Raw genomic sequence first — 11,431 nt, 5'->3', positions numbered from 1 at the left:
CGATTTCTCGCCCACGCCGCGACTTCCGGCCTCACTGCGCCGGGACCTTGTCGAGGAAGCCGGTGATGCTCTTCAGGCGGCCGTTTTCGATGACGCCGATATCGGTGCCTTCGATGACCGAAGGAACGCCTTCAGGCCCGAGGTTCCAGGAGAAGCGGATCTTGTCGGCGAAGCCGTCCGGCGTGCCCTTCAGCGAGAAGCGGAAGCCGGCAAAGCGTTGCTGCACGCCGTCGATCAGCGCCGCGACACCGTCATGGCCGTCGCCCTGCATCAGCGGATCGCGATAGCTGACGTCTTCGGTGAACGTGGCCTTCAGCAATTCGGCGCGACGGCTGGCATCGCTTTCGTTCCAGGCGGTGATGTAGCCCTCGGCGATTTTGTTGAGGTCGGTCATGGTCTGTCTCCTTCGTTGAGTGGCTTTGACGCAACCCTTTTCACCCCACGGCAGTGCGAAACCAATTACGCCTGAGGTAATCAAGGCGAATTACCTGAGGTAATCAGGGCGAACTATTCGAGAGAGGACAGAAATCATGAGCAGCGGATTTTTCGGCGACATTCAGAAGATCAAATATGAGGGGCCGGATTCGACCAATCCGCTGGCCTACCGCTTCTACAATCCTGACGAGGTCGTCGCCGGCAAACGGCTGGAAGACCATCTTCGCTTCGCCGTCGCCTATTGGCACTCCTTTGCCTGGCCGGGTGGCGACCCGTTCGGCGGCCAGACCTTCGATCGCCCCTGGTTCCCCAAGGCCGGCGGCATCGACACGATGGAACTGGCGAAGCTCAAGGCCGATGTTGCGTTCGAGATGTTCTCGCTGCTCGGCGCGCCCTATTTCTGCTTCCACGACGCCGATGTCCGGCCCGAGGGCAAGGACTTTTCAGAAAGTGCCGCCCGCCTCGACGAGATCGCGGACTATTTCGCCGGCAAGATGAAGCAGACCGGGGTCAAGCTGCTCTGGGGCACGGCAAACCTTTTTTCGCATCGCCGCTTCATGTCGGGCGCCGCCACCAACCCCGATCCGGATGTCTTTGCCTATGCGGCGGCGACGGTGAAGAGCTGCATCGACGTCACCAAGCGGCTGAAGGGTGAGAACTATGTGCTGTGGGGCGGGCGCGAAGGCTATGAGACGCTGCTCAACACCGACCTTGCCCGCGAGCAGGAACAGGCCGGCCGCTTCCTCAGCCTCGTCGTCGACTACAAGCACAAGATCGGCTTCAAGGGCACCATCCTGATCGAGCCAAAGCCGCAGGAGCCGACAAAGCATCAGTACGACTATGACGTCGCCACGGTCTATGGCTTCCTCAAGCGCTTCGGCCTGGAGAAGGAAGTAAAACTCAACATCGAGCAGGGCCACGCCATCCTCGCCGGCCATTCCTTCGAGCACGAGCTGGCGCTCGCCAATGCGCTTGGCGTCTTCGGTTCGATCGACATGAACCGCAACGACTACCAGTCGGGCTGGGACACCGACCAGTTCCCCAACAACGTGCCGGAAATGGCGCTGGCCTACTACCAGGTCCTGCAGGCCGGTGGTTTCAAGACCGGCGGCACCAATTTCGACGCCAAGTTGCGTCGCCAGTCGCTCGACCCGCAGGACCTGCTGATCGGCCATATCGGCGGCATGGATTCTTGTGCGCGCGGCCTCAAGGCCGCGGCCCGCATGGTCGAGGACAAGGCGCTGTCGGCGCCGCTGGCCGAGCGCTATGCCGGCTGGAACACGGCAGAGGGCAAGGCAATGCTGTCGGGCAAGCGCACGCTCGAGGACATCGCCGAGCGCGTGGTCAAGAAGAAGATCGAACCGCAGCCGCGCTCCGGCCGTCAGGAATTGCTGGAAAACATCGTCAACCGCTACGTCTGAGGGCGGACGCTGGACAGACAGCTGCCCGATGTGGCCGAAAGCCGCCGTGATCGCCTTTTGCTAATCCGCTCTTCCTAAGGGAGATGACGATGGCAAACGGGCGGATCACGGTGCGCAAGGCGCAGGCGGGCGACGTCGCAGCCTTGACACAGGCGCTGCGGGAAACCTTTGAAGGCACCTGGCTGCCGCACGTCACCCAGGCATCGGCGCGGCGCTATGTCGAGACCGACACGTTCAACGAGCGCACCCGCAATGTCTACAAGGCGGTCGGCTACATCCGAAAAAGACCGCTATCCCGATGATGAATGGGACAGCGGCTTCGCCACCGTGCTGTTCGTGAAACGGCCCGGCTGATCTTCCTGACTCGGGTTTTGGCGCGCGGAACGGCTTTGCGCCGAAGCGCTCATCCGGCGACAAGGTTTTGCCCTTGGCCGCCCCTCAATGACCTCGCTCTTGCCTTCAAACTGCCGTCACGTATCTCGTATAAGAGGGGCCTGTGGCGGGTGAAAAGGAAGGAGGCGAACCGATATGCAGCACGAACGCGAAATCGACGCCCTGCTCTCATCTGGGGAGACCGGATCGATCATCGACCGGCTGATGGCGCTGCCGCGGCCGACCGACGACGTGAAAAACCAATGGGATCGCGCCGTCAGCAACCGTTTTGAAGTCCGGCTGGTGAGACAGATGCGCTCGCAGATCGACGCCGGCAGCGATCGCCAGAACGCTGCTTGATTCCCTGAACTGACTTAGCCCCGGCGCAACCTGACCGGGGCTTCGCCAAAAGCTCTTGAAAACGCTCTGGAAAATGCCGCGGCGGACGAGAATCCCGTCCGCCCGGCAATATCCGCCATGGCCACGCGCGTGTCGACCACCAGCCGGCGCGCGGCCCCTAGCCGCAGCCTCAGATAATAGGCGCCCGGCGTCTCGCCAATCGACTTGCGGAAGATGCTTTCCAGGGTGCGCGCCGTCACGCCGGCACGCTTGGCTATTGCTTCGATGGTCAGCGGCTGATCGACATGCGCTTCCATCAGCCGGATGGCCTGCGCCAGGCGTGGATCGTAGCCATCGAGCCGACCAAGCGAGACCAGCGGTTGCGCATCCGTCGCCACGCGCGCCTGATCGTAGATGAATGCGCTTGCCACATCGAGCGCAACGGCCATGCCGAGCCGGGTGCGAATCAGGTGCAGCATCAGGTCCAGGGTCGGTGATGCGCCGCCCGTGGTGAACACCGGCCCATCGATGATGTATCGATCGGGGCGCACGTCTACGCCGGGAAAGGCCGACGAAAAATCTTCCATGTCTTCCCAATGGGTGGTGGCGCTGCGCCCTTCCAGCAAGCCGGCGCGCGCCACCAGCCAGGTGCCCGCCTCGACGCCGCCGCAGGCGCGGGCCGACCGCGCCGCGCGGCGCAGCCCGGCGAGCAAGGCAGACGTGGCATAGTTCTGCGTGCCGAAGCCCGCGACCACGACCAGGACATCGGTTGGTTCCGTCGCATCGAATCGGCCGCTGACCGCCACGGGCAGGCCGCATGTCGTGACCGGCGCCTCCCCGGTTACCGAAACCAGCTTGAAGTCGAACAGGGTTTCGCCGGCGATGCGGTTGGCGGCGCGCAGCGGATCGACGGCGCACGCCACGCACATGATGGATGCCCCGGAAAACACCAGCAACGTCACCTTGAGCGGCGACTGCTCGGCGCGAAAGATTGTCGTTTTTTCGTTTTTTGGCATGCAGCCTTCGTAAAGCGCAAAACAGTCGCGTGCAAGTCGCGCAATGCTGTGCTTCTGTTTCGATTGGGAGGAGAATTCCATGCCGCTTGCGATGAACCGTGAGGTCTTCATTACCTGTGCCGTGACCGGATCCGGCGGTTCGCAGGATCGCTCTCCGCATGTGCCGCGTTCGCCCAAGCAGATCGCCGATTCGGCCATCGACGCGGCCAAGGCCGGTGCGGCAATCGTCCACTGCCATGTCCGCGACCCTGAGACCGGCAAACCCAGGCGCGATGTGCATCTCTACCGCGAAGTGACCGAGCGCATCCGCGACGCGAATGTCGACGTGGTGCTCAACCTCACCGCCGGCATGGGCGGCGACATGGTGTTCGGCTCGCCGGAAGCGCCGCTTCCGCTCAACGAAAAGGGCACCGACATGGGCGGCGCCACCAACCGCATGGAACATGTGCGCCAGTGCCTGCCGGAAATCTGCACGCTCGACTGCGGTACCATGAACTTCGCCGAAGCCGACTATGTCATGACCAATACGCCCGGCATGCTGCGCGCCATGGGCGGCATGATGACGGCGCTCGGCGTCAAGCCGGAGATCGAGGCTTTCGACACCGGCCACCTCTGGTTCGCCAAGCAACTGGTCGAGGAAAAGGTGCTTAACCCCGATGCGCTGGTGCAGCTCTGCATGGGCGTGCCGTGGGGCGCGCCCGACGATCTCAACACCTTCATGGCAATGGTCAACAATGTGCCGTCGACCTGGAATTGGTCGGCCTTCGCCATCGGCCGTAACCAGATGGCCTATGCCGCCGCGGCCGTGCTCGCCGGCGGCAACGTCCGCGTCGGTCTGGAAGACAATCTCTGGCTCGACAAGGGCGTGCTGGCCACCAACGCGCAGCTGGTCGAGCGCGCCGCCAGCATCGTCACCAATCTCGGCGCCCGGATCTTGGGGCCGGAGGAAGTGCGCAAGAAGCTCAACCTGACCAAGCGGGCGCCGATCGCAGCCGCGGCGTAAAACGGGGTCTGATCATGGCTACCGTCAAGTTCACCGCGATGAAGGATGGCGACAGGGACGATTACGAGTTCCTGACCGCCCATGAAATCGACTATGCCGCCAAAACCGGCGAGCGGCTGCTCGACGCGCTGGTCCAGCTCGACGAGGGGCTGTCCGGCTACAAGATCACCCGGCTCGGCCATTCGCTGCAGGCGGCGACGCGCGCCTGGCGCGACGGCGCCGACACCGACTGGATCGCCTGCGCGCTGCTGCATGATATCGGCGACATCTACGCGCCCTACAATCACGACGAATACGCCGCTTCGATCCTGAAGCCCTTCGTGCGCGAGCAATGCACCTGGGTGGTGGAAAAGCACGGTGACTTCCAGCGGCTCTACTACGCCCATCATCTCGGCGGCAACCGCCATGCGCGCGATCGCTTTGCCGGCCACGCCTATTTCGACGATTGCGACCAGTTTTGCGAGCGCTGGGACCAGTCGAGCTTCGATCCCGATTACGAGACGCTGCCGATCGACTTCTTCCGACCCTTCGTGCTCGAGGTCTTTGCCCGCAAGGCTTACGACCCGGCCGTGATCCGCGCCGGCGAGCGCGTGCCTCTCGTCGATCCCGAAACAGCCAGGACAAGAACCGGAGCTTCCGCATGAGCATCATCAACAAGGCGGCCGCCATTGGCGGCGGTGTCATCGGCGCCGGCTGGGTGGCGCGGTTGCTGCTCAACGGTATCGACGTGTCGATCTTCGATCCCGATCCCGAAGCCTCGCGCAAGGTCTCGGAAGTGATGAAGGGCGCGCGCCGCGCCTACAAGCAGATGGTGCCCGGCGGCTTGCCGAAAGAGGGCAAGCTCACCTTCGCCAAGACCATTGCCGAGGCGGTCGCCGATGCCGATTTCATCCAGGAAAGCGTGCCGGAGCGTCTCGATCTCAAGCACAAGGTGCTGGCCGAGATCGACGCCCATGCGCCGGCCAACGCGATTGTCGGCTCCTCGACCTCCGGCATCAAGCCGACCGACATGCAGGTGGCGATGAAGAAGCACCCGGAGCGGCTGGTCGTCGGCCATCCGTTCAACCCGGTCTATCTCCTGCCGTTGGTCGAAATCGTCGGCGGCGAGCAGACCTTTCCCGAGGCCATCGAGGTCGCCAAGGAGATCTATGCCTCGATCGGCATGAAGCCTGTCGTCATCCGCAAGGAGATCGAGGCCTTCGTCGGCGACCGCCTGCTGGAAGCAGCCTGGCGCGAGGCGCTGTGGCTGATCAAGGACGGCATCTGCACGGTCGAGGAACTCGACGACATCATGCGCTACGGTTTCGGCCTGCGCTGGGCGCAGATGGGCATGTTCCAGGTCTACCGCGTCGCCGGCGGCGAGGCCGGCATGCGCCACTTCATGGCGCAGTTCGGGCCGTGCCTGAAATGGCCGTGGACCAAGCTGATGGACGTGCCGGAATTCAACGACGAGCTGGTCGACCTGATCGCCACCCAGTCGGACGACCAGGCGCATGGCCTGTCGATCCGCGAGCTGGAAAAGATCCGCGACGACAATCTTGTCGCGATCATGGATGCGCTGTCGAAGCAGAACAAGGGCAAGGGCTGGGGCGCCGGCGCGCTGCATAAGGATTATACGAAGCAGCTGGCCAAGCTGGCGGCGAAGAAGCCGACGGCTTCCACGGCCGCCGAGAAGGCCAAGGCCTCCAAGCCGGTGAAGAAGGCGGAGAAGCCGAAGAAAAAGAAGAAGGGCTGAGGCCATGGATTTCGGTCTTTCGGAGGAACAAAAACTCATCGTCGAGACGACGCGCGCCTTCGTCGAGAACGAGCTTTATCCGCATGAGCGCGAGGTCGAGCGCACCGGCGTGCTGCGCCGCGAGCTGATCGAGGAGATCAAGGCCAAGGCGATCGAGGCCGGGCTCTATGCCGCCAACATGCCGGCGGACGTCGGCGGCGCGGGTCTCGATACGGTGACCTGGCTGCTCTACGAAAAGGAACTCGGCCGCGCCAATTATGCGCTGCACTGGACCTGCGTCGCGCGGCCTTCCAACATCCTCCTGGCCGGCACCCCCGAGCAGCGCGAAAAATATCTGTTTCCTTGCATCCGTGGCGAGAAATGGGACTGCCTGGCGATGACCGAGCCTGGCGCCGGCTCCGATTTGCGCGGCATGAAGGCGTCAGCCGTGCAGGACGGCGATGACTGGGTGCTCAACGGCACCAAGCATTTTATCTCTCACGCCGATCTCGCTGATTTCGCCATCGTCTTCATGGCGTCCGGCGAAGAGGATTCGCCGCGTGGCAAGCGCAAGAAGATCACCGCCTTCTTTGTCGACAAGGGCACCAAGGGTTTCACGGTGCGCGATGGCTACCGCAACGTCTCCCACCGCGGCTACACCAACGCCATCCTCGAATTCGACGATTGCCGGCTGCCGGCAAGCCAGGTTCTCGGCGAAGTGCACAAGGGCTTCGATGTTGCCAATTCCTGGCTGGGCGCCACGCGCCTGCAGGTTGGCGCCACCTGTCTCGGCCGCGCCGAGCGGGCGCTCGGCCATGCGGTGGAGTATGCCGCGCAGCGCCAGCAATTCGGCCAGCAGATCGGCAAGTTCCAGGGCGTGTCGTTCAAGCTCGCCGACATGGCGACCGAATTGAAGGCCGCCGACCTCATGGTCTTCGAAGCCGGCTGGAAGTACGATCAAGGCACCGTCACCGACCAGGACATGGCCATGGCCAAGCTGAAGGCCACCGAAATGCTCGCATACGTTGCCGACGAGGCGATCCAGATCCATGGCGGCATGGGGCTGATGGACGACCTGCCGCTGGAGCGCATCTGGCGCGACGCTCGCGTCGAACGCATCTGGGAGGGCACGTCGGAGATTCAGCGACATATTATTTCGCGGGCGCTGCTGCGTCCGTTCGGTGCTTAGAGCATGATCCCCAAAGCCGAGATTCGGTTTTGTCGGGCAAACGAGATCGTTTGTCCTGAGATGCTCCAACGAAAAGATGACCATGCATAAACTCGAACGTCTCCTGCGCCCGAAATCGATCGCCGTCTTCGGTGGCGTGCAGGCCGCCGCCGTCGTCGCGCAATCGATCAAGATGGGTTTTGCCGGCGAGATCTGGCCGGTGCACCCGACCAAGGACGAGGTTGCCGGACGTAAGGCCTACCGGTCCGTCGCCGATCTGCCCGGCGCGCCGGATGCCGCCTTTGTCGGCGTCAACCGGCATCTGACCATCGAGGTCGTCAAGGCGCTGGCCGAACGCGGCGCCGGCGGCGCCGTCTGCTTTGCCGCCGGCTTCCTCGAGACCGAAGCCTATGACGATGACGGCGAGCGGCTGCAGGCCGAATTGGTCTCGGCCGCTGGCGAGATGCCGATCATCGGGCCGAATTGCTACGGCCTGATCAACTATGCCGACGGCGCGCTTTTGTGGCCTGACCAGCATGGCGGCATCCGGCTGGAGGAGGGCGGCAAGGGTGTCGCCATCATCACCCAGTCCTCCAACATCGCCATCAACATGACGATGCAGAAGCGCGGCCTGCCGATCGCCTTCCTGATGACCGCCGGCAACCAGGCGCAGACCGGCCTCTCCGAAATGGCGCTCGGCCTGATCGAGGATGAGCGGGTGACATCGCTCGGCCTGCACATCGAGGCCTTCGATTCGGTAGCCGGCTTCGAGCGGCTGGCGGCGCGCGCACGCGAACTGAAAAAGCCTATCATCGCCATGAAGGTCGGCCGCTCCGAACAGGCGCGGCAGGCGACCGTTTCGCACACCGCCTCACTGGCCGGCTCGGACGCGGCCTCGGGTGCCTTCCTGAGGCGGCTCGGCATTGCGCGCGTCGATTCCATCCCCGCCTTCATCGAGGCGCTGAAGCTGCTGCACATCACCGGGCCGCTGCCCGGCTACAGGCTGTCGTCGATGAGCTGTTCGGGCGGCGAGGCCTCCGTCATGGCCGACAGCGCCGAAGGCCGCTGGGTCAATTTCCCGGTTCTGACCGAGAGCCATCGCGCCCATGTCAAGTCGACGCTCGGGCCGCTGGTCGCGGTCGCCAATCCGTTGGACTATCACACCTTCATCTGGAACAACGAGCCGGCGATGACCGCCACCTTCACCGCCATGGTGTCGGGCGGTTTCGACCTCAACATGCTGGTGCTCGACTTTCCGCGCCCCGACCGCTGTTCGGTCACCGACTGGTGGGCGACGCTGCGCGCCTTCGAATCGGCGCTGAAGACCAACAGGGCGCATGGCGCGATCGTCTCCTCGCTGCCGGAGAACCTGCCCGAGGAATACACCGCCGAACTGATGGCGCGCGGCATGGTGCCCTTGTTCGGCATTTCCGAGGCCATGGATGCCGCAGGTGCAGCGGCCTTCATCGGCTGGGCATGGGCTGAACCGCAGGCGCAGCCGGTCGACACATCCGCTGCAGGTGCTGCCGGCGGTGAGCATGTCACGCCAGACGAAGCCGAAGCCAAGGCGCGGCTGATCAAGGCCGGGCTTCCGGTGCCCAAGGGCGAGCGCGCCGGCAATGCGGTCGAGGCGGTGATCTCCTCGATGGCGCTCGGCTTTCCCGTGGCGCTGAAGGCGCTGGGCGTCACCCATAAATCCGAGGTCGGCGCCGTCCGGCTCAATCTCAAGGACGCCGAATCCGTCAGCACGGCGGCGCATGATCTGCTGCCGCTCGGCACCGGCCTCTATGTCGAGCGCATGGTGCGCGACGGCGTCGCCGAACTGATCGTCGGCTTCACCAGGGATCCGATGTTCGGCGCTGTCATGACACTGGGCACTGGCGGCGTGCTGGTCGAATTGCTGCGCGACAGCGTCACGCTGATGCTGCCGGCGACCCGCGACGACATCGAGGCGGCTTTGCGCGGCCTGAAGCTGTTCCCGCTGCTCGAAGGCTATCGCGGCCGGCCGAAGGCCGATGTCGCGGCCGCCATCGACGCCATCGCGGGCATTGCCGGCTTCGTGCAGAAGAATGCCGGCGAGATCGAGGAACTCGACATCAACCCGCTGATCGTCTGCGTCGAGGGCAAGGGTGCCTGGATCGCCGACGCGCTGCTGGTGCTGGGAGAGAACAAGAATGTCTGACGTCATTTCGACGCGCCGCGAAGGCTCTATCCTCGAGGTCACGCTCGACCGGCCCAAGGCCAACGCCATCGACCTGAAGACTTCGCGGCTGATGGGGCAAACCTTCAAGGCGTTCCGCGACGATCCGGAACTGCGCGTCGCCATCGTCAAGACAGCCGGCGACAAGTTCTTCTGCGCCGGCTGGGACCTGAAGGCCGCCGCCGGCGGCGACGCGGTCGACGGCGACTATGGCGTCGGCGGCTTTGCCGGCCTGCAGGAATTGCGCGACTTGAACAAGCCGGTCATCGCTTGCGTCAACGGCATGGCGGTGGGTGGCGGCTTCGAACTGGCGCTGTCCTGTGACCTCATCTACGCCTCTGACCACTCCTCTTTCGCGCTGCCCGAAATCCGTGCCGGCACGCTGGCCGACGCGGCGACAATCAAGCTGCCGAAGCGCATTCCCTATCATGTCGCCATGGACCTTCTGCTCACCGGCCGCTGGATGGATGTCACTGAGGCGCATCGCTGGGGCCTGGTCAACGAAGTGCTGCCCAAGGAAAAGCTCGAGGACCGCGTCTGGGAGATCGCCCGCCTGCTCGCCAGCGGCCCGCCGCTGGTCTTCGCCGCGATCAAGGAGACCGCGCGCGTGGCCGAAGCGCTGACCTTCCAGGACGCCATGAACAAGGTAACGCGCCGCCAGTTGGCGACGGTCGATGCGCTGTATGGGTCGGAAGACAATATGGAAGGTTTCCGCGCCTTCGCCGAAAAGCGCGATCCGGTGTGGAAGGGGAAGTGACTCCGCGGAGATGACAGCGCGAAGCACCCCCCTCTGCCCTGCCGGGCATCTCCCCCGCAAGGGGGGAGATCGGATGTTATCTCTGCTTTCTCCAATGACCAGCGCCGCAAGAAAAGCGCCGCGATCAAAGTTGCTAATCTCCCCCCTTGCGGGGGAGATGTCCGGCAGGACAGAGGGGGGTGACTGGGCTCGACCTTTGCAGTCGGCGTGTCCAGCATGACCGATTACACAAAACTCATCGACGCAGAGACCTGGGCCTTCATCGAGCGGACCAATTCCTACTATCCGCCCGATACGATCGACTACACGATCGCGCAGCAGCGCGAGATCTATGACCGTATGTGCCGGGAATTCTTTGCTGGCTATCCCCAGGGCGTGACGGTCGAAACCTCGGCCATTACAACACCAACGCACAATATCCCGATCCGCACCTACCGAAGCGCCCCGCGACCGGCGGCGACAGTGCTCTACATCCATGGCGGCGGCTTCATCCTTGGCGGGCTGGACAGCCATGACGACGTCTGCGCCGAGCTCTGCGCCCGCACTGGCTACGAAATTGTCTCCGTCGATTACCGGCTGGCGCCGGAGCATCTGCATCCGGCCGCCTTTGACGACGCCATGAGCGCTTTCGCATGGGCTGCCTCCACCCACGACCGACCCATCCTGCTTTGCGGCGACAGCGCCGGCGGCAATCTCTGCGCCGCCACTGCGCACGCAACGCGCGGCCATGCGAAACGGCCGGCAGGCCAGGTGCTGATCTATCCCGGCCTCGGCGGCGACCGCTCGAAGGGTTCGTATGTGACACATGCCGAAGCGCCGATGCTGACCATGCGCGATCTCGAATTCTACAAGCATATCCGCACCGGCGGGCAGGATCGCAGCGGCGATGCCACACTGGCGCCGCTTGCCGACACCGACTTCGCCAAGCTGCCGCCGACCGTGCTGGTCACCGCGCAGTGCGATCCGCTGTCTTCAGACGGCGAGGCCTATCGTGACCGCATCATCG

Annotated in this window: 12 protein-coding genes; 10 read left to right on the top strand and 2 right to left on the bottom strand. The window is 64.0% G+C overall.

Features of this window, described 5'->3' with window-relative positions:
- Positions 1 to 31 precede the first annotated feature (31 nt).
- Complete coding sequence (locus tag D3242_RS20395) at positions 32 to 394, bottom strand: nuclear transport factor 2 family protein (protein ID WP_019862634.1); 363 nt, start codon at positions 392 to 394, stop codon at positions 32 to 34.
- Positions 395 to 530: 136 nt separating this feature from the next.
- Here D3242_RS20395 and xylA point away from each other — a divergent pair, with 136 nt between their 5' ends.
- The 3 genes from xylA (at position 531) to D3242_RS20380 (ending at position 2,588) form a co-directional block, all read left to right on the top strand.
- Entirely contained in the window at positions 531 to 1,856 is a 1,326-nt protein-coding gene (gene xylA / locus D3242_RS20390; RefSeq protein WP_038651459.1) for a xylose isomerase, read from the top strand.
- A gap of 89 nt (positions 1,857 to 1,945) precedes the next feature.
- Positions 1,946 to 2,158: a hypothetical protein gene (locus D3242_RS20385; RefSeq protein ID WP_223217824.1), complete on the top strand. Its 213-nt coding sequence runs from the start codon at positions 1,946 to 1,948 to the stop codon at positions 2,156 to 2,158.
- 226 nt (positions 2,159 to 2,384) lie between these two features.
- Positions 2,385 to 2,588, top strand: coding sequence for a hypothetical protein (locus D3242_RS20380; protein ID WP_019862638.1), 204 nt, complete (start codon positions 2,385 to 2,387; stop codon positions 2,586 to 2,588).
- 14 nt (positions 2,589 to 2,602) lie between these two features.
- Here the strand turns inward: D3242_RS20380 and D3242_RS20375 are convergent, their stop codons facing one another.
- Positions 2,603 to 3,583, bottom strand: coding sequence for a GlxA family transcriptional regulator (locus D3242_RS20375; protein WP_064985393.1), 981 nt, complete (start codon positions 3,581 to 3,583; stop codon positions 2,603 to 2,605).
- A 79-nt stretch (positions 3,584 to 3,662) separates the two neighbouring features.
- Between D3242_RS20375 and bcoG the strand changes: the two genes are divergently transcribed.
- The 7 genes from bcoG to D3242_RS20335 form a co-directional block, all read left to right on the top strand.
- Entirely contained in the window at positions 3,663 to 4,586 is a 924-nt protein-coding gene (gene bcoG / locus D3242_RS20370) for a 3-dehydrocarnitine:acetyl-CoA trimethylamine transferase BcoG (RefSeq protein WP_032933947.1), read from the top strand.
- Between the two features lie 14 nt (positions 4,587 to 4,600).
- A complete protein-coding gene (locus tag D3242_RS20365) occupies positions 4,601 to 5,230 on the top strand; it encodes an HD domain-containing protein (protein ID WP_019862641.1) in 630 nt (209 codons plus the stop codon).
- Complete coding sequence (locus D3242_RS20360) at positions 5,227 to 6,321, top strand: carnitine 3-dehydrogenase (RefSeq protein ID WP_019862643.1); 1,095 nt, start codon at positions 5,227 to 5,229, stop codon at positions 6,319 to 6,321. Before D3242_RS20365 ends, D3242_RS20360 begins: the two co-directional genes overlap by 4 nt.
- A gap of 4 nt (positions 6,322 to 6,325) precedes the next feature.
- Positions 6,326 to 7,489: an acyl-CoA dehydrogenase family protein gene (locus tag D3242_RS20355; RefSeq protein ID WP_019862645.1), complete on the top strand. Its 1,164-nt coding sequence runs from the start codon at positions 6,326 to 6,328 to the stop codon at positions 7,487 to 7,489.
- An 82-nt stretch (positions 7,490 to 7,571) separates the two neighbouring features.
- Entirely contained in the window at positions 7,572 to 9,650 is a 2,079-nt protein-coding gene (locus D3242_RS20350) for an acetate--CoA ligase family protein (protein ID WP_027047642.1), read from the top strand.
- Complete coding sequence (locus D3242_RS20345) at positions 9,643 to 10,425, top strand: carnitinyl-CoA dehydratase (protein ID WP_064985154.1); 783 nt, start codon at positions 9,643 to 9,645, stop codon at positions 10,423 to 10,425. Before D3242_RS20350 ends, D3242_RS20345 begins: the two co-directional genes overlap by 8 nt.
- Positions 10,426 to 10,641: 216 nt before the next feature.
- A partial coding sequence (locus D3242_RS20335) for an alpha/beta hydrolase (RefSeq protein WP_147377471.1) occupies positions 10,642 to 11,431 on the top strand: 790 nt, incomplete at its 3' end.

Origin of the sequence: Mesorhizobium jarvisii (assembly GCF_003601985.1) — a bacterium.
GTDB classification, from domain to species: Bacteria; Pseudomonadota; Alphaproteobacteria; order Rhizobiales; family Rhizobiaceae; genus Mesorhizobium; species Mesorhizobium jarvisii.
Note: the sequence above shows the minus strand (reverse complement) of the source record. Positions and strands in the feature narration are given on the sequence as shown.

Bases quoted from the DNA above. Each gene is read 5' to 3' on its own strand.
- D3242_RS20375 (WP_064985393.1), bottom strand. From the start codon at position 3,583: ATGCCAAAAAACGAAAAAACGACAATCTTTCGCGCCGAGCAGTCGCCG.
- D3242_RS20365 (WP_019862641.1), top strand. From the start codon at position 4,601: ATGGCTACCGTCAAGTTCACCGCGATGAAGGATGGCGACAGGGACGAT.
- D3242_RS20395 (WP_019862634.1), bottom strand. From the start codon at position 394: ATGACCGACCTCAACAAAATCGCCGAGGGCTACATCACCGCCTGGAAC.
- D3242_RS20350 (WP_027047642.1), top strand. From the start codon at position 7,572: ATGCATAAACTCGAACGTCTCCTGCGCCCGAAATCGATCGCCGTCTTC.
- D3242_RS20360 (WP_019862643.1), top strand. From the start codon at position 5,227: ATGAGCATCATCAACAAGGCGGCCGCCATTGGCGGCGGTGTCATCGGC.
- bcoG (WP_032933947.1), top strand. From the start codon at position 3,663: ATGCCGCTTGCGATGAACCGTGAGGTCTTCATTACCTGTGCCGTGACC.
- D3242_RS20345 (WP_064985154.1), top strand. From the start codon at position 9,643: ATGTCTGACGTCATTTCGACGCGCCGCGAAGGCTCTATCCTCGAGGTC.
- D3242_RS20355 (WP_019862645.1), top strand. From the start codon at position 6,326: ATGGATTTCGGTCTTTCGGAGGAACAAAAACTCATCGTCGAGACGACG.
- D3242_RS20380 (WP_019862638.1), top strand. From the start codon at position 2,385: ATGCAGCACGAACGCGAAATCGACGCCCTGCTCTCATCTGGGGAGACC.
- xylA (WP_038651459.1), top strand. From the start codon at position 531: ATGAGCAGCGGATTTTTCGGCGACATTCAGAAGATCAAATATGAGGGG.
- D3242_RS20385 (WP_223217824.1), top strand. From the start codon at position 1,946: ATGGCAAACGGGCGGATCACGGTGCGCAAGGCGCAGGCGGGCGACGTC.